Annotated in this window: 15 protein-coding genes and 1 pseudogene; 6 read left to right on the forward strand and 10 right to left on the reverse strand. The window is 69.2% G+C overall.

The genetic code is table 11. From position 1 onward, the window contains the following. The 6 genes and pseudogenes from SKC42_RS19745 to SKC42_RS19770 all read right to left on the reverse strand — a co-directional run. Window positions 1-399 (reverse strand): DUF222 domain-containing protein (locus SKC42_RS19745; protein ID WP_330965966.1); only part of this gene is annotated, 399 nt, incomplete at its 3' end. Window positions 400-495: 96 nt separating this feature from the next. Continuing rightward, window positions 496-1,784: pseudogene (locus SKC42_RS19750) on the reverse strand (integrase core domain-containing protein). A gap of 108 nt (window positions 1,785-1,892) precedes the next feature. Next, window positions 1,893-3,356 (reverse strand): M28 family peptidase, encoded by a 1,464-nt coding sequence (locus SKC42_RS19755; protein ID WP_330965967.1) that lies wholly within the window; start codon window positions 3,354-3,356, stop codon window positions 1,893-1,895. Continuing rightward, complete coding sequence (locus tag SKC42_RS19760; RefSeq protein WP_330965968.1) at window positions 3,353-4,852, reverse strand: M28 family metallopeptidase; 1,500 nt, start codon at window positions 4,850-4,852, stop codon at window positions 3,353-3,355. Before SKC42_RS19760 ends, SKC42_RS19755 begins: the two co-directional genes overlap by 4 nt. Window positions 4,853-4,900: 48 nt before the next feature. Then, window positions 4,901-5,329, reverse strand: a complete 429-nt coding sequence (locus SKC42_RS19765; protein ID WP_330965969.1) for a DUF2752 domain-containing protein — start codon at window positions 5,327-5,329, stop codon at window positions 4,901-4,903. A gap of 10 nt (window positions 5,330-5,339) precedes the next feature. Next, window positions 5,340-5,672 carry a CD225/dispanin family protein gene (locus SKC42_RS19770; RefSeq protein ID WP_330965970.1) on the reverse strand — a complete coding sequence of 111 codons (333 nt, stop codon included), beginning with the start codon at window positions 5,670-5,672 and terminating at the stop codon, window positions 5,340-5,342. A gap of 288 nt (window positions 5,673-5,960) precedes the next feature. Between SKC42_RS19770 and SKC42_RS19775 the strand changes: the two genes are divergently transcribed. Both SKC42_RS19775 and SKC42_RS19780 read left to right on the forward strand, forming a co-directional pair. Further along, window positions 5,961-6,476, forward strand: coding sequence for a serine/threonine protein kinase (locus SKC42_RS19775; protein WP_442932201.1), 516 nt, complete (start codon window positions 5,961-5,963; stop codon window positions 6,474-6,476). A 199-nt stretch (window positions 6,477-6,675) separates the two neighbouring features. Next, a complete protein-coding gene (locus SKC42_RS19780) occupies window positions 6,676-7,203 on the forward strand; it encodes a serine/threonine protein kinase (RefSeq protein ID WP_330965971.1) in 528 nt (175 codons plus the stop codon). 102 nt (window positions 7,204-7,305) lie between these two features. Here SKC42_RS19780 and SKC42_RS19785 read toward each other — a convergent pair whose 3' ends face one another. Genes SKC42_RS19785 through thiO form a run of 3 tightly spaced genes read right to left on the reverse strand, consistent with a single transcriptional unit; the run spans window position 7,306 to window position 9,261 of the window. Next, window positions 7,306-8,064, reverse strand: a complete 759-nt coding sequence (locus tag SKC42_RS19785; RefSeq protein WP_330965972.1) for a thiazole synthase — start codon at window positions 8,062-8,064, stop codon at window positions 7,306-7,308. After that, window positions 8,057-8,254 (reverse strand): sulfur carrier protein ThiS, encoded by a 198-nt coding sequence (gene thiS / locus SKC42_RS19790; protein WP_330965973.1) that lies wholly within the window; start codon window positions 8,252-8,254, stop codon window positions 8,057-8,059. The genes SKC42_RS19785 and thiS overlap by 8 nt, the downstream gene beginning before the upstream one ends. After that, a complete protein-coding gene (thiO, locus tag SKC42_RS19795) occupies window positions 8,251-9,261 on the reverse strand; it encodes a glycine oxidase ThiO (RefSeq protein ID WP_330965974.1) in 1,011 nt (336 codons plus the stop codon). The genes thiS and thiO overlap by 4 nt, the downstream gene beginning before the upstream one ends. A 160-nt stretch (window positions 9,262-9,421) precedes the next feature. On the opposite strand from thiO, the gene thiE reads away from it, so the two are divergent. Then, window positions 9,422-10,093, forward strand: coding sequence for a thiamine phosphate synthase (gene thiE, locus SKC42_RS19800; protein WP_330965975.1), 672 nt, complete (start codon window positions 9,422-9,424; stop codon window positions 10,091-10,093). Here the strand turns inward: thiE and SKC42_RS19805 are convergent. Next, window positions 10,065-10,706 (reverse strand): NUDIX hydrolase, encoded by a 642-nt coding sequence (locus SKC42_RS19805; protein ID WP_330965976.1) that lies wholly within the window; start codon window positions 10,704-10,706, stop codon window positions 10,065-10,067. The genes thiE and SKC42_RS19805 overlap by 29 nt on opposite strands. Window positions 10,707-10,852: 146 nt before the next feature. Between SKC42_RS19805 and glnX the strand changes: the two genes are divergently transcribed. Genes glnX through SKC42_RS19820 form a run of 3 tightly spaced genes read left to right on the forward strand, consistent with a single transcriptional unit; the run spans window position 10,853 to window position 15,407 of the window. Continuing rightward, window positions 10,853-12,172 (forward strand): protein kinase G-activating protein GlnX, encoded by a 1,320-nt coding sequence (glnX, locus tag SKC42_RS19810; RefSeq protein ID WP_330965977.1) that lies wholly within the window; start codon window positions 10,853-10,855, stop codon window positions 12,170-12,172. Further along, window positions 12,172-13,131, forward strand: a complete 960-nt coding sequence (locus tag SKC42_RS19815) for a glutamate ABC transporter substrate-binding protein (protein ID WP_330965978.1) — start codon at window positions 12,172-12,174, stop codon at window positions 13,129-13,131. The genes glnX and SKC42_RS19815 overlap by 1 nt, the downstream gene beginning before the upstream one ends. Continuing rightward, the gene (locus SKC42_RS19820; RefSeq protein ID WP_330965979.1) at window positions 13,131-15,407 is read left to right on the forward strand and encodes a serine/threonine-protein kinase PknG; all 2,277 of its coding nucleotides are present in this window, start codon (window positions 13,131-13,133) and stop codon (window positions 15,405-15,407) included. The genes SKC42_RS19815 and SKC42_RS19820 overlap by 1 nt, the downstream gene beginning before the upstream one ends. Window positions 15,408-15,489: the final 82 nt, after the last annotated feature.

A 15,489-nucleotide genomic window follows, 5' to 3' on the forward strand; every position in this document is an offset into this window, starting at 1 on the left:
CCACCGAGCCACACTGACCGCCAACCGAGCATCCACCGCCGCCAACACCTGCGGGTCCTCGATCAAATCCGTGCGATACACGATCGTTGCGAACAACCGGAAATCGATATCCCCCGCAGCGAACACCGCCCCCACCTTCGGCAACCGCTCCACCATCGCCCGCGCATACCGCAGCCGGCTCACCGCCAACCGCTGCGAGATCCGCAACACCGCAGCCACCTCCGCCCCGACCGCCTCCATCGCGTCGATCACCCACAGCTCCGACTGCGCCGACCAGCGCACCGCGAACAATTCCCCCATCGCCACCAGCTGATCGGCCGCCGCCCGATTCTCCTCGCGCGCCGACACCGACAACCGCTCCAACAACACAGCCGGCCGCGACAACTTCTCATCGAACATGTGTTCGATTGTGTCACGCGGGTCCGACAAGTCGACTGTGATGTCTCGGGACATCGGTGATAGTTCTGCATCAGGACATTGGTGACAGTTGGTGTGTCAGGACTTCGGTGAGGGTTGCGGAGTTTTGGGTTGGGGGCCGCGTGGCCGGCCGTTGCCGACGTATTTGATGCCCGGTGCGGGTCGGGTGTGCTCGGCGAGGACCTCGCCCAGTAGATCAGTGACGATGATCTTGTCGCCGTCGCTGACAACGAGGACCCGCTGGAAGGCGCGTTGCGCATCGACCCGGTAGATGACGGAGTCCAGCCCAATGGTCCCGCCCGTGGTGACCGTTCGGACAACGGTGTTGGCGGGCAGATCGGTAGGTGGCGTGGCTCGCGGGAACTGGTAGCGGCCGGGTAGGGGCTCGCGGTAGGCCGGCCGGTCGGGTTTCGGGCGGGGCGGATCGGCTTTGGGTGTGGCTTCCCACGCGGTCAGCGGGGTGACCCGTGCCGGGCAACCCTTGGTGGGGGCGTTCGGTGTTGTAGATGTGGTCGAAGGCGTCGATCTGGGCTTGGAGTTCGCGCGAGTGATTCCGCGATCGGCTCTTGTCGAGGTAGCGGAACAGGGTTTGGTGGAAGCGTTCGTTCTTGCCCTGGGTGGTCGGCTTGTAGGGCTTGCCGGTGATCGCCTCCACGCCCAGGGCGCCACCGTGGTCGACGAGTTGGCCGAGGTAGCCGCGCCGGAAAGGGTTCAACGCGAGCCCGTTGTCGGACAACAGTCGTTGGGGCACCCCGTGGACGGCGATGGCCTTGTCCACCACCGTGATTGCGTCCTTGGCGGTCTCGCTGGAGGCGACGTGGGACGCGACTGCATAGCGGGAGTGGTCGTCGATGAGCTGGAAGATCACACACCGGCGTCCACCGCTGAGCACGTACTCGGTCGCATCGAGTTGCCAGCACGCATTCGGGGCCGGATAGACGAACCGCCGCCATGCCGAGCGAGGCTTCTTCTTCGGCTCACGACGAGCCACGCCAGCCTCACGGAAGATGCGTGCCAAAGATGCCGTGGACGGGACCGGCTCCAAACCCATCGCGCGCATCTTCTCGTGCACACTGATCGGCCCGTGGTCCAGACCGGAGGACTCCAGAGCGGCCCGCACTGCCACAGCCTGTTCTTTGACCTCATCGCTCAACTTCGACGGGCTCGACTTCGGTCGCCGGGTCCGGGGTTCGAGCACCGCGGCCGGACCGTCGGTCTTCGTACGTTTGCGCAATTCGTAGAACGACTTGCGGGAGATGCCGTGCTCAGCCACAGAACGTCAAGACCGCCCCGCGGGGCGCATCGTCGGGCCACTGCGAGATCGCCAGGCGGACGCGAGGATCGATGGGTTCATTGACAGCCACCACCGAAGCCTTGGGGCAGAAGTGTCACCACCAAGAGCACCCGGACCGCCACCAATGTCCTGATACAGAACTGTCACCGATGTCTTGGGAGATGACAGCCGACAAGCCCGCCTACGGAACGCGCGTGCGGTGCCGCTTGTCGTGCGGGGGCACGCCGTTGACGCCGCCGAGGGACTCCGCGTAAGTGCCGACGGCGAACGCCACCCCGGAACCCATGAGCCCCAGCGTTTCCCGGCTCACGTTGTCGAGGGTGTCCCGGGCGCTCCGATAATTGGGGTCGAACGGGGCCCCCGCCTGACCACCCCACAACCGGGCCTGCACGGTGGTCTTCATCTGCGAGCCACCGGAGGTCATGCCGCCGACCGGCACGCCGGCGACCAGGAACGGGTGGTAGTCGGCCCGAGTGTCCAGCGGCATGTCGGCGGGCCGCTTGCCGGCGAGGTTCAAGAATCCCGCCAGGGTGCGCTCGATGCCGGCCGAGCCGTCGGGGACGTCTCCGAAAGACACCCCGGGGCTGGCCGGACCGGACTGATCGCCGTCGTCGGTGAAGAAGCCCGCGTTCGTCGACCCCAGCATGGTGAAGTTCAGGTACAGCGCGACGTCGTTGAGCTGGCCGGCATCCATACCAAAGACGTAGTCCATCGGCCCACCGAGGCCGGCCCCCCAGAACGCGAACCGAACCGCGTTGTTCACCGGGGCCAGCGGGCCGAGCTGCAGCGCGGTCTCCAGCACCGCGGCCGCCCCGGAACCGTTGTCGTTGATGCCCGGCCCCCCGGGCGGCGCGTCGAGGTGCGCACCGACCACGACCACCTCGTGGGGCGAGCCGGTCTTGGTCTGCGCCAGCACGTTTCGCGACGTGACCACGGCGTTGCGGGCGTCCAGCAGGAGGCGGATCGGGGCGGTCGCACGCACCAGCGCGCTCGCGGCGGACCCACCGGCGACAGCGACGGGCACGGTCAGCTGCTTGAAGTAACCGGGGTTGAACAGCGTCGAGGGCGCCCCCTGGGCCCCGGAGCTGCTGAGCACGATCACTGCCGCGGCACCCTTGGCGATGGCGCTGTTCTGCTTGTCCACCACCGAGCAGCGGGCGTCGTCGACGACGGCGATGGCGCCCTTGGGCAGGGCCGGGTAGTCGGCGGCCGAGCAGCCGGACGGCTGCGCGGGGCGAACGGGCTGACCGGTCAGCCCGCCCGGCGGGGTCTGCACCAGCAGCGATGCCTGGTCGACCTGATAGCCAAGGCCGCCGACGGTCACCGCCGGCTTCCCGGGCGACTCGGCGTAGAGCCGGTCGAACTGCGGGGTGGCCACGTCGAATCCCCTGTCGCGCAACGCCTTCGCGACGTAGTCGACGCTGGCGTCGTAGCCGGGGGTGCCCTCGGCCCGGCTGCCTTTGTTGGCGTTGGCGATGTCCTGTAGCGCGCGCAAGTGGGCGAGCATGCGGTCCGCGCTCATCTTTGCGGCCAAGCCGTGACCGAGATCGGGCGCCGTGGCCGGCGCCGCCACGCGTGAGCCCGACGAGCATCCCGACAGCAAACCGGCCAGCAGGAGCATCGTCGCGCCGAGCCGGCGGATCATGACTTCGTGAGCACGTGTCGCGTGCGGTCCTCCATGACCGGTACCCCGTTGTGCCCGCCCAGGTCCTGCGCATACAGGCCGATGGCGTAGGCGACGCCGCCGCCGTTGATGCCCAGGGCGGTCCGGTCGATGTGGTCGAGCGTGTCGGTCTTCTGGTGGTAGTTGGGGTCGAAGGGCTGGTCGGGCGTGCCGCCCCAGAGCTTGGCCTGGTCGGCGGACATCTTGGCCTCGGCCCCGGAGAACAGCCCGCCGGCCGGGACGCCGGCGAGGGTGAAGCCGTCGTAGTCGGAACGCCCGTCGAACGACGTGTCCTGCGCGGTCTTTCCGGCCGACTTCAGGTAGGCGACCAGCGTGCGCTCGATGCCGGCCGAGCCTTCGGGGACGACGGGCCGGCCGCGGGCGTCCAACGGCAGCGATTGGTCTCCGTCATAGGTGAAGTAACCGGGGTTCGGCGACGCTAGCATGTCGAAGTTCAGATACAGGGCAAGGTCTTTGAGTCCGTTGAGGTCCAGCGACTCGACGTAGTTGCGCGACCCGATGAGCCCGAGTTCCTCCGCGCCCCAGAAGCCGAACCGCACCGCGTTGCGCACCTGCGGCGAGCTGCCGAGCTGGATGGCGGTCTGCAGGATCGCGGCAACACCAGACCCGTTGTCGTTGATGCCCGGCCCCTCCGGAACGCTGTCGAGGTGCGCACCGGCCATCACCACGTCGTGGGACGAGCCGGTCTTGGTCTGCGCGATCACGTTGCGGGCCTTGAAGTTCTGCACGCTCGCGGTCAGCTTGATGGTGGCCGGCCCCGGCTGCGCGCGCAGCTGGACTCCGACCGACCTGGTGACGCTGACCACCGGGATCTTCACCTCGGTGTCCGGCCCCAGGGTGCCGCCCATCTGTTGCTCGTCGACGTTGTCGGCGACGATCATCCCGACGGCGCCGCGCTTGGCCGCGATGTCCTCCTTCTGCGAGAACGGGCAACTGCCCCGGTCGACCAGCACCACCGAACCCTGCACCGGCAGCCCGTCGTAGTCGGTCGCCGCGCACCCGGGGCTGTCGCCCGTGGGCGCGGCGACCAGCGGGCCGCTCACCCCGTCCGGCGGGGTGCCGAGGCTGAAGTCCAACGCGCGCGCCTCGACGGGCCTGCCGCCGACGGTCACCGCCGGCTTGTCGCCGTGGAAGACGCGCGCGGAGAACTCCGGCGTTTGCACGTCAAAACCGCTGTGACGCAAGGTATCCACCACATAGTCGACGCTGGCTTCGTAGCCGGGGGTGCCCACCGCGCGGGTGCCGTTGTTGGCGTTGGCGATGTCCTGCAGCTTGGAGAGGTGCACCATCATCGCGTCGGCGGTGACCTTGCCGCGCAGGGTGTCGGCGAACTCGGCCGCTGCGGGGTTGGGCGCTCCGGCCGAGGGATTAGCCGACTTGTGGAAGCAACCGGCCGCGACCGCGGTCAGGGCGACCGTGACGAGCACCGCCAAGACCGTCGACGATTTGTTCAGCATTGAGCCCCAGGTTAGACCGCGGTGCGTGGGTCGCGCCGATCGACACGTTCAGACATGCAGCGCGCTGAACGGGACGAAGGGGAGGTTTCGCACGACGAACCAGATCACCACAAGGCCCAGCACCACGGCTGCGGACCAGCGCTGGTGCTGCCAGCCCCGTATCCGCCTGCCGGTGACCCGGCCGTAGGTCCACGCCAGGTACGCCCAGACCAACAGCACCAGCGCCGCCAGACCGAGCGCATTGAATCTGGCGGCCGCAGCCAGGTTGCCGTGCATGAGCGAATACAGCATGCGCATGCTGCCGCAGCCGGGGCAGTCGATGCCCAGCAGGGCCTTGGTGGGGCAGACCGGCAGCGGGCCGTTCGGGGTGGTCGGATCGCCCACCCAGACGGCCGCGCAGACCAGCGTGGTCGACGCGGCCACCGCCAGGGGCGCAGCCAAACTCAGCCGCGCGAAGCCCTGGCGGGTGACCGTCACGACGCCGACTTTAGAACATCGCGGCAAGCATCGCCGCGTTCGTGTTGTCTCCGTTGTAGGCACCCGTCGCCGCCAGGATCACGTTGATGACGATCACGATCAGGCCGACGATGACCGACCACATCACCCACTTCTTGGCGCTGTCCGCCGACGCCTGCGCCTCGGCGTAACGGCCCTGCGCCCAAAGCCCGTTGACCTGACTGGACTTGACGATCGCCACGATCCCGAAGGGCAGACAGCAGAAGAGGGTCACCAGAATGGACCACACCAGGTAGTTATTCGGCGCCTGCCCGGCCGGCTGCTGCGGCGGATATCCCGGGGGCGGAGGGGGCGGCTGCGTCATGGATTCTCCAGATCACGAGAAGTTAGCTGGCGTGAAGCGTGCTTACCATACCCGAGCGGCGTCGCGCCGTCATCACCAAACAACAAATCCAGTTCCGGCCGAACCGTAAACGGCACCGCGCGGCGTGGGGAAAATCGGGCGCACACCCGAAAATGGTTGCACGGCACGGAAATTATGTGCCGACGCCAAATTCGTGCCCTAACAGACAATATCCGGCGGAATGTGTTTGCACGGCACCCGAATACCCCTACGATCGGTATTCAGCGACCACCGCCAAGGAGTCAAGGGATGCCTCATCACACCACCGCACGGATGGCGGCGGCGGCCGCCGCGCTCGCGGGCACGCTCACCGCCGCCCCGGCAAGCGCTGATCCCCCGGACACCGGTAACCCGTCGGACGTCAACGCGCTTGCCGCCTCGTTGTCGAAGGGCTACGACCTGAAGAACTGCAGCCCACAGACCATCACGGGCGGCGAACTCGCCTCGCTTCAGTGCGGACAGAGCCCCGACCCGAACGGGCCCGCCCAGGCGAGGTATCTGCTGTTCGGCAACGGCACCGACTTGGCCGGCTCGTTCACCAAGAGCATCAAGGAGGATGTCCTGACCGGCTGCGGGGGCACCTCCTCCTCGCCCACCACCTGGCACCAGGGTTCCGCCGCGGTGGCGGGGCAGGTGGCGTGCGGGACTTATCAGAATGCCGCAGAGATCATCTGGACCACCGAGGCCAAGAACGTGTTGAGTTATATCCGCGGCGCCAACGGCGACGCCGCGGCGCTCTACGAGTGGTGGAAGGCCAACGGTTGACGGTGCCGTTTGGCCGTAAAATATTGCGTTCAGAGAAAGTCGATCGACTCCTTGGGTATCGTGCGGCGCGGCGCTGCGGTGTTTGCTCAGGTGTTCACATTTTCGTTTTGCTGAAACTACCGACTGCGGCCTAATGTCGAAATACACTCACGCAGATCAGTGCGGCCGCACCTCGGTGCAACGACATAAGGAGTTCAGCATGTCCCCTCTGAGCAAGGCGCTGCGGACGGCGACCATCGCGGCACTGCTGGGCGGTTTCGCCGTAGCCGGGACGGCCACGGCTGCCGCCGATCCCGGCAACACGGGCAACCCGAACGACCTGAACACCCTGGCGGGCAACGTGTCGAAGGGCTACGGCCTGAACAACTGCAAACCGCAGACGTTGACGGAGACCGGTGAGCTGGCCGAGCTCCTTTGCGGTCAGAGCCCCGACTCGAACGGGCCGGCCGCCGGCCTCTACGCCCTCTTCGACAACGGCACGAACCTGGCCGCGGCGTTCAGCTCCACGATCAAGGACGTGTCCATGGCGGCCTGCGGGGACGCGGGTCAGTCGCCGACCACCTGGCACCAGGGCAGCTCGGCGAGCGCCGGCCAGGTGGCCTGCGGCACCTACAAGAACTCCGCGACCATCACCTGGACCACCGACGCCAAGAACGTGCTGGGCCACGTCACCTCGAACAACAACGACGTCAACGGCCTCTACCAGTGGTGGCGCGCGAACGGCTGACGTTCACGTTCATAGCTGTGCCGCAATAAGTTTCGCCACCCCCGCATCCCGGGGCCGGCGGCCATCGAACTACCCAGCGCGACATGACGTTTCATGGTGGTGTTAGCGCGGCGGGGAGGATGCCTGGGCCCAGAACCGCTTGGGGATGCGGCCAGCGCGGCGGGCCAGGTGGCCGGCGGTGATGGCCGCGGCCATCGCCGCGGCCATCGCCGCCGGATCGGCGGCCCGCGTCACCGCGCTCGCCAACAGCACGGCGTCGCAACCCAATTCCATCGCCAGCGCGGCGTCGCTGGCCGTCCCGATGCCCGCGTCGAGCACCACCGGGACACCCGCCCCCGCGACGATCATCTCGATGTTGTGCGGGTTGGTGATGCCCAGGCCGGTACCGATCGGCGAGCCCAGCGGCATGACGGCGGCGCACCCGGCGTCCTCGAGCCGGCGGGCCAGCACCGGGTCGTCGTTGGTGTACGGCAACACGACGAACCCGTCGTCGACCAATTGCTCGGCCGCCTTGAGTAATTCGACGGCATCGGGCAGCAGTGTGCGCTCGTCGGCGATCACCTCGAGCTTGACCCAGTCGGTGTTCAGCGCCTCGCGGGCGAGCCGGGCGGTGAGCACCGCCTCGGCCGCGCTGCGGCACCCGGCCGTGTTGGGCAGCGGCATGATGCTCAACTTGTTGAGCAGGTCCAGCAATCCGGTCCCGCCCTCGGCGTCGACCCGGCGGATCGCCACGGTGGTCAGTTCGGTGCCGGACGCGATCAGCGCCTCCTCGAGCACGGCAAGGTTGGTCGCTCCCCCGGTGCCCATGATGAGCCGCGACGCGAAGCTGCGGTCGGCGATGGTGAGGGTCGAGTCAGCCACCTTGCACCGCCGTCACAACCTCGAGGCGCGCACCGTCGCTTAGCGTGGTGCCCCATTGCGACCGCGGCAGCACCGACAGGTCGATGGCCACCGCGACGCCCCGGTCGGGGTAGCCCAGCGAGTCCAGCAATGCGGCGACGGTGGTCTGCTCGTCGACCTCGACCGGCTGTTCGTTGACCATGACGATCATGACGGCGCTCCGACCGGGACCAGTTGACAGACAATTTGTTCCGCGGTCCACGGCGCCAGCAGAAACCCGGACCGGCCGTGGCCGGCGGCCACCAGGGTTCGCCCGTCGAGGCGCTGCACGATGGGCAGGTTGTCGGGCGTCATCGGGCGCAGCCCGGCGGCGCACTCGGCCAACTCGTACTCGCCGAGCGCCGGCAGCACCGCGCAGGCGTCGTCCAGCAGGTCCCGCACCCCGGAAACGACCGGAGCGGTGTCGCGCCCGTGCTCGTACTGGGTGGCACCGACCACCACCCCGTCGGCGCGCGGCACCAGGTACACCTGCCGGCCGTGCACGCGGGCCCGAATCACCCGCTGCGGCAGCGGCGTACACCCCTTCCGCCAGCGCAGGCGCAGCACCTCACCCTTCACGGGGCGCACCGGCAGGCCGGGCCACAGCCTGGGCGCGTCGATGCCGTTGGCGATTACCACCGCGTCGCCCTCGACGCGGGACAACTCATCGACGGGCCCGCCCCACCGAACGCCGAGGCGCTCGCAGTCCGCGGCCAGCGCATCGACCACCGCGCGATTGTCGACCGCCAACTCCGTCGGCGCCCGAAAACCATGCCGGATGCCCTGCGCGAGCTGCGGTTCGACGTCGCGCGCGGCCGACTCCCAGATCACCGGGTGGCCCTGCTCCGACAGCCACTCCGCGACCGTGCGCAGGTCCGCGACGTCGGCCCGGTCGACGGCCACCACCAATGATTCGCGGGCGGTGACCACCTCCGGCGGCAACCCGTCGAGGAACCCGCCCTCGCGCCACAGCCGCAACGACTCCAGCCCCAGGTGCAGCAGGCGCTCCTCGCCCGGCCAGCCCTCGCTGTGCGGTGCCAGCATGCCGCCGGCGACCCAGGAGGCGCCGCGTTGACCCGTGCTGTGCACCTGCACCGTCCATCCGGCCTGCGCGGCACGCCGCGCCACCGACAACCCGATGACGCCGCCTCCGATGACGGCCAAAGAACCCGTGGGCATTCCCTGTCCTCCCTTCGCCGGCATGATCCGGATCAGGTGTGACGGTAAGGGCAGGTCCAGTCGCACTGGCTGTGCCCACTCTCAGCCCCGCAGGTGGTGCTCCCCGGGACTCCCGTGTCTAGTAATTCTGCCGTCTACGCTAGCGCGCTAGCGTCGCAGTGTGCATCCACGTCTCACCCGGCTCGCCTCAGCGCGCCTTTATCTGTGTACCGACGCGCGCCGCGAACGCGGCGACCTGGCCCAGTTCGCCGACGCCGCGCTGGCCGGCGGGGTGGACATCATCCAGCTGCGCGACAAAGGATCGCCGGGCGAAGAGCGGTTCGGACCGCTCGAGGCGCGCGAGGAGCTGGCGGCGTGCGAGATCCTGGCCGACGCCGCGCGCCGGCACGGCGCGCTGTTCGCGGTCAACGACCGGGCCGACATCGCCCGCGCGGCGGGTGCCGACGTCCTGCACCTCGGCCAGGGCGACCTGCCCCAGGCCGTTGCGCGCGAATTCGTCGGCCCCCACACCGTGATCGGCCTGTCCAGCCACGACGCCGACCAGGCACGTTCCGCCGCGGCCGGCGGCGCCGACTACTTCTGCGTCGGCCCGTGCTGGCCCACGCCGACCAAGCCGGGTCGCGAGGCGCCGGGCCTGTCGCTCGTGCGGGCCGCCGCCCTGCTGACGGGCGCCAAGCCGTGGTTCGCCATCGGCGGCATCGACGCGCGGCGCCTGCCCGAGGTGCTTGACGCCGGTGCGCGCCGGATCGTGGTGGTCCGGGCCATCACCGCGGCCGAGGACCCCCGGGCCGCCGCGCGGGAGCTCAGCTCGGCGCTTGCAGCAGCGAGCTGATCCGGTGACTCAGGTGCGACGGGGCCTCGTCGGCCCGAAGCGGGTCGCCCGGCATGCACCAGACGAACACCCCCGCGTCCAGCTCGACCGTGCGCGGCAGGTGCCGCCGGCGCTCGTCGCCGTGGCCGAGCGGCACCCGCGCCGGCGCGGTGCGCAGGCGGTGCCAGCTGGCGGCGAAACCGGGATGCAGCGGCAGGGCCGCCACCTCGTCCTCGGGCACCCAGCGCATCTCGGCGCTTTCTCCGTTGGGCACGGTGTCGAGCAACTCGCCCGCGTCGGCGACGACGGTCGTGTAGGTCCAGCGGGCGCCGCCGATTCCGGGGATCTCGGCCGTGACCACCGCCGCGCGGACGGCCACCAGCGCGGTGACGAGGCCGGCCTCCTCGTACGCCTCGCGGACCGCCGTCTCCTCGGGGGTCTCGTGGCTATCCCGGGCGCCGCCCGGCAGGCCCCACGTCCCGCCCTGGTGACTCCACACCGCGCGGTGCTGCAGCAGGACCGCGGGAGTGCCGTCGGTAAGCGGCGCGCGCAGCAGGAGACCGGCCGCGCCGTACCGGCCCCAATAGTGGGCGCCGCGCTCGGATATCACCCATCCGTCACCGTCGCCCTGCACGAGATCAAGGATATGCGCGCCCGCAACCTTGCAGCCGGGTATCAATTGCGTCGGCCTCCCCCCATCCGCCGCAAATCCTCTTAAGATTCGCTTATAGAGGTCGGTGCAGCGAAATCGAGTGGCCGAAAGATGAGGGCTGATCAGACGTGACGGTTGAGCTGGCGCATCCGTCGACCGAGCCCCCGGGTTTGCGGTCGCCCGCCGAACCGGCGCACCCGCGCTGGTGGTTCATCTCCACGACCCCCGGGCGCATCCTGACCATCGGGATCATCCTCGCGGCCCTCGGCGCCGCCACCGCCTTCGCCACGTCGACGACCATCAACCACCGGCAGCAGGTGCTGACCACGGTGCTCAACCACACCGAGCCGCTGTCGTTCGCCGCCGGGCGGCTATACACGACGCTGTCGGTGGCCGACGCCGCGGCGGCGACCGCGTTCATCGCCGAGGCCGAGCCGCGTCCGGTCCGGGAGCGCTACGAGCAGGCGATCACCGACGCGTCGGTCGCGGTGACCAGGGCGTCCAGCGGTCTGACGGACGAGCCGCTGGTGGAGTTACTGGGCCGGATCAACGCCGAGCTGGCCGTCTACACCGGGCTCATCGAAATCGCGCGCACCAACAACCGCGAGGGCAACCCCGTCGGGTCGTCGTACCTGTCGGAGGCGTCCGGGCTGATGCAGTCGACGATCCTGCCCGACGCGGCGCGGCTCTACTCCGAGACGTCCAAGCGGGTGGACAGCGAGACCACCGCGTCCACCCAGATCCCGCTGCCGGTGATCCTGGTCGTCGTCACCACCGCGCTGTTCGGTGCGTTCGCGCACCGCTGGTTGGCCCAGCGCACCCGGCGCCGCATCAACCCGGGGCTGGTCGTCGGCGGCCTGGCTATTCTCGTGATGGTGGTATGGGTCGGGACCGCATTGACCATCTCTACGACGGCGAGTCGTAGTGCGAAGGACACCGCCGCGGAGTCCCTCAAGACCGTCACGAACGTGGCGATCACCGCGCAGCAGGCCCGGGCCGACGAGACGTTGTCGCTGATCCGCCGCGGTGACGAGGAGCGGCGCAAGCAGTCGTTCTACCGGCGCATCGACTCGATGCACTCTCAGCTCGACCAGTACATGGCGCGCAGCGACGCCGTCGACAAGCCCGACCTGGAGGGCGCGGATCAGCTGTTGCTGCGCTGGCGGCAGGCCAACGACCGGATCAACTCCTACATCTCGGTGGGCAACTACCGGGCGGCCACCCAGGTCGCCCTGGGCAGCGGCGAAGACGACTCCACCCCGGCGTTCGACAAGCTCGAGGACCAGCTGGTCAAGGCCATGGACCAGAGCCGCACGCACCTGCGCAACGACGTCCTCAACGCGCGCAGCGGGCTGTCCGGCGCGCAGGTCGGGGGCGTGGTGCTCAGCCTCGGCGCGGCGATCGCCGTCGCCCTAGGGCTGTGGCCGCGGCTGAAGGAATACCGGTGATGAAACGCCTCGCCGCCGGGCTCGCCACGCTGAGCGTGCTGGCCGGCTGCGCCCACCCGGAATCGCTGACGGTCGCGACGGTGCCGACCTTGCCGCCGCCCACACCGGTCGGCATGGAGCAGATGGCGCCGGAGCCGCCGCTGCCCGCGGACGACGGCTCCCAGGACTGCGACCTCACCGCCAGCCTGCGACCCTTTCAGACCAAGGCGGAGGCGGACGCGGCCGTCGCCGACATCCGCGCGCGGGGCCGGCTGATCGTCGGGCTGGACATCGGCAGCAACCTGTTCAGCTTCCGCGACCCGATCACCGGGGAGATCACGGGGTTCGACGTCGACGTCGCCGGCGAGATCGCGCGCGACATCTTCGGGGCCCCGTCGCACGTGGAGTACCGCATCCTGTCGTCCGACGAGCGGGTCACCGCGCTGCAGCGCTCGGAGGTCGACGTCGTCGTCAAGACCATGACCATCACCTGCGAACGGCGCAAGCAGGTGAACTTCTCGACCGTCTACCTCGACGCCAACCAGCGCATCCTCGCGCCGCGCGACTCGCCGATCGTCAAGGTGGGAGACCTGTCCGGCAAGCGGGTGTGCGTGGCGAAGGGCACCACCTCGCTGCACCGGATCCGCCAGATCGACCCGGCCCCGGTGATCGTGTCGGTGGTGAACTGGGCCGACTGCCTGGTGGCCATGCAGCAGCGCGAGATCGACGCCGTGAGCACCGACGACTCGATCCTGGCCGGCCTGGTCGAGGAGGACCCCTACTTGCACATCGTCGGGCCGAACATGGCCACGCAGCCGTACGGCATCGGCGTCAACCTGAACAACACCGGGCTGGTCCGCTTCGTCAACGGCACGCTCGAACGCATCCGCCGCGACGGCACGTGGAACACGTTGTACCGCAAGTGGTTGACGGTCCTCGGGCCCGCGCCCGCCCCGCCCGCGCCGAGGTATCTGGACTGATGGCCGAGCCCAGGAAGTCCGACGAGGCGGAGGAGGGGGTGCCCGGCGCCCAGCCCGCCCCGGAGACTCAGGAGGCGTCGGACGCGTCGGAGGGGCGGCCGCAGGCCACGCAGGCCCTGTTCCGGCCCGACTTCGACGACGATGACGACGATTTCCCGCTCCTCTCGGTCAGCGGCCCGGACTCCGAACCACTGGAGCGGGTGACGGTCGCGACGAGGAGGCTGCCCCCGGTCCGGCACCTCGGCGGTGGACTGGTCCAGATTCCCCGCGTGCGGGACATCGACCCGCTCGAGGCCCTGATGACCAATCCGGTGGTGCCGGAGTCCAAGCGGTTCTGCTGGAACTGCGGGAAGCCGGTCGGCCGGTCCAACTCCGAGGAGAAGGGCGCGTCGGAGGGCTGGTGCCCGGCATGTGGGAGCGCGTACTCGTTTCTGCCGCAACTGAATCCGGGCGACACCGTCGCCGGTCAGTACGAGGTGAAGGGCTGCATCGCGCACGGCGGCCTGGGCTGGGTTTATCTGGCCGTCGACCACAACGTCAACGACCGCCCGGTGGTGCTCAAGGGCCTGGTGCACTCCGGGGACGCCGAGGCGCAGGCCATCGCGATGGCCGAGCGTCAGTTCCTCGCCGAGGTTGTGCACCCGCAGATCGTGCAGATCTTCAACTTCGTCGAGCACACCGACCGGCACGGCAACCCCGTCGGCTACATCGTCATGGAGTACATCGGCGGCCAGTCGCTCAGGCGGGGCTCCAAGGATGAGAAGCTGCCGGTCGCCGAGGCCATCGCCTACCTGCTGGAAATCCTTCCCGCCCTGGGGTATTTGCATTCCATCGGCCTGGTCTACAACGACCTCAAGCCCGAGAACATCATGCTCACCGAAGAGCAGCTGAAGCTGATCGACCTGGGCGCGGTGTCTCGGATCAATTCGTTCGGCTACCTGTACGGCACGCCGGGCTTCCAGGCGCACGAGATCGTGCGGACCGGACCGACGGTGGCCACCGACATCTATACGGTCGGGCGCACGCTCGCGGCGCTCACCTTGAACATGCCCACGCGCAACGGGCGCTACGTCGACGGGCTGCCCGAAGACGATCCGGTGCTGAAGACCTACGACTCGTTCCGGCGGTTGCTGCGCCGCGCCACCGACCCCGACCCGCGGCGCCGGTTTGCGAGCACCGACGAGATGTCGGCCCAGTTGATGGGCGTGCTGCGGGAGGTCGTCGCCCACGACACCGGGGTGCCGCGGGGCGGGCTGTCGAACGTCTTCAGCCCCAGCCGGTCGACGTTCGGGGTGGACCTGCTGGTCGCGCACACCGACGTGTACCTGGATGGCCAGGTGCACTCGGAGAAGTTGACCGCCCGCGAGATCGTCACCGCGCTGTCGGTGCCGCTGGTGAACCAGGCCGACGTCGCCGCCCCGGTGCTGCAGGCGACGGTGCTGTCCCAGCCGGTGCAGACGCTGGACTCGCTGCGCGCGGCCCGCCACGGCACCCTCGACGCCGACGGGGTGGAGCTGTCCGAGTCGGTGGAGCTGCCGCTGATGGAGGTGCGCGCGCTGCTCGACCTGGGCGACGTCGCCAAGGCCACCCGCAAGCTCGACGACCTCGCCGAGCGGGTCGGCTGGCAGTGGCGGCTGGTCTGGTATCGCGCCGTCGGCGAGCTGCTCACCGGTGACTACGACTCCGCCACCGAACATTTCACCGAAGTGCTGGACACCTTCCCGGGCGAACTGGCGCCCAAGCTGGCCCTGGCCGCGACGGCCGAGCTCGCCGGCAACACCGACGAACACAACTTTTACCAGACGGTGTGGCGGACCAACGACGGGGTGATCTCGGCGGCGTTCGGCCTGGCCAGATCGCTGTCGGCGCAGGGCGATCGGGCCGGCGCGGTGCGCACGCTCGACGAAGTGCCGCCCACGTCAAGGCATTTCACCACGGCGAGGCTGACGAGTGCGGTGACCTTGCTCTCGGGCCGGTCGTCCAGCGAGATCACCGAGGAGCAGATCCGCGACGCCGCCCGCCGCGTGGAGGCGCTGCCGCCCACCGAGCCGCGGGTGCTGCAGATCCGCGCGCTGGTGCTCGGCGCCGCGATGGACTGGCTCGACAACAACGAGGCGAGCACCAACCACATCCTCGGTTTCCCGTTCACCGAACACGGGCTGCGGCTCGGCGTCGAGGCGTCACTGCGCAACCTGGCCCGCGTCGCACCCACGCAACGGCATCGCTATGCGCTGGTGGACATGGCTAACCGGGTGCGGCCGACGAGCACTTTCTAACGCCTTGTGCGTCTGGTGTGAGACCCGACGACATCGACTGTGCAACCAGAGCGTCGACTGTGCAACCGGAGCGCGCAAACCG

The organism is Mycobacterium sp. 050134, assembly GCF_036409085.1.
Taxonomy (GTDB): domain Bacteria; phylum Actinomycetota; class Actinomycetes; order Mycobacteriales; family Mycobacteriaceae; genus Mycobacterium.

Excerpts from the sequence above, each read along its gene's own strand:
- SKC42_RS19755 (WP_330965967.1), bottom strand. The coding sequence starts at position 3,356 with ATGATCCGCCGGCTCGGCGCGACGATGCTCCTGCTGGCCGGTTTGCTG.
- SKC42_RS19760 (WP_330965968.1), bottom strand. The coding sequence starts at position 4,852 with ATGCTGAACAAATCGTCGACGGTCTTGGCGGTGCTCGTCACGGTCGCC.
- SKC42_RS19770 (WP_330965970.1), bottom strand. The coding sequence starts at position 5,672 with ATGACGCAGCCGCCCCCTCCGCCCCCGGGATATCCGCCGCAGCAGCCG.
- SKC42_RS19775 (WP_442932201.1), top strand. The coding sequence starts at position 5,961 with ATGCCTCATCACACCACCGCACGGATGGCGGCGGCGGCCGCCGCGCTC.
- SKC42_RS19780 (WP_330965971.1), top strand. The coding sequence starts at position 6,676 with ATGTCCCCTCTGAGCAAGGCGCTGCGGACGGCGACCATCGCGGCACTG.
- thiS (WP_330965973.1), bottom strand. The coding sequence starts at position 8,254 with ATGATCGTCATGGTCAACGAACAGCCGGTCGAGGTCGACGAGCAGACC.
- thiO (WP_330965974.1), bottom strand. The coding sequence starts at position 9,261 with ATGCCCACGGGTTCTTTGGCCGTCATCGGAGGCGGCGTCATCGGGTTG.
- SKC42_RS19815 (WP_330965978.1), top strand. The coding sequence starts at position 12,172 with ATGAAACGCCTCGCCGCCGGGCTCGCCACGCTGAGCGTGCTGGCCGGC.
- SKC42_RS19820 (WP_330965979.1), top strand. The coding sequence starts at position 13,131 with ATGGCCGAGCCCAGGAAGTCCGACGAGGCGGAGGAGGGGGTGCCCGGC.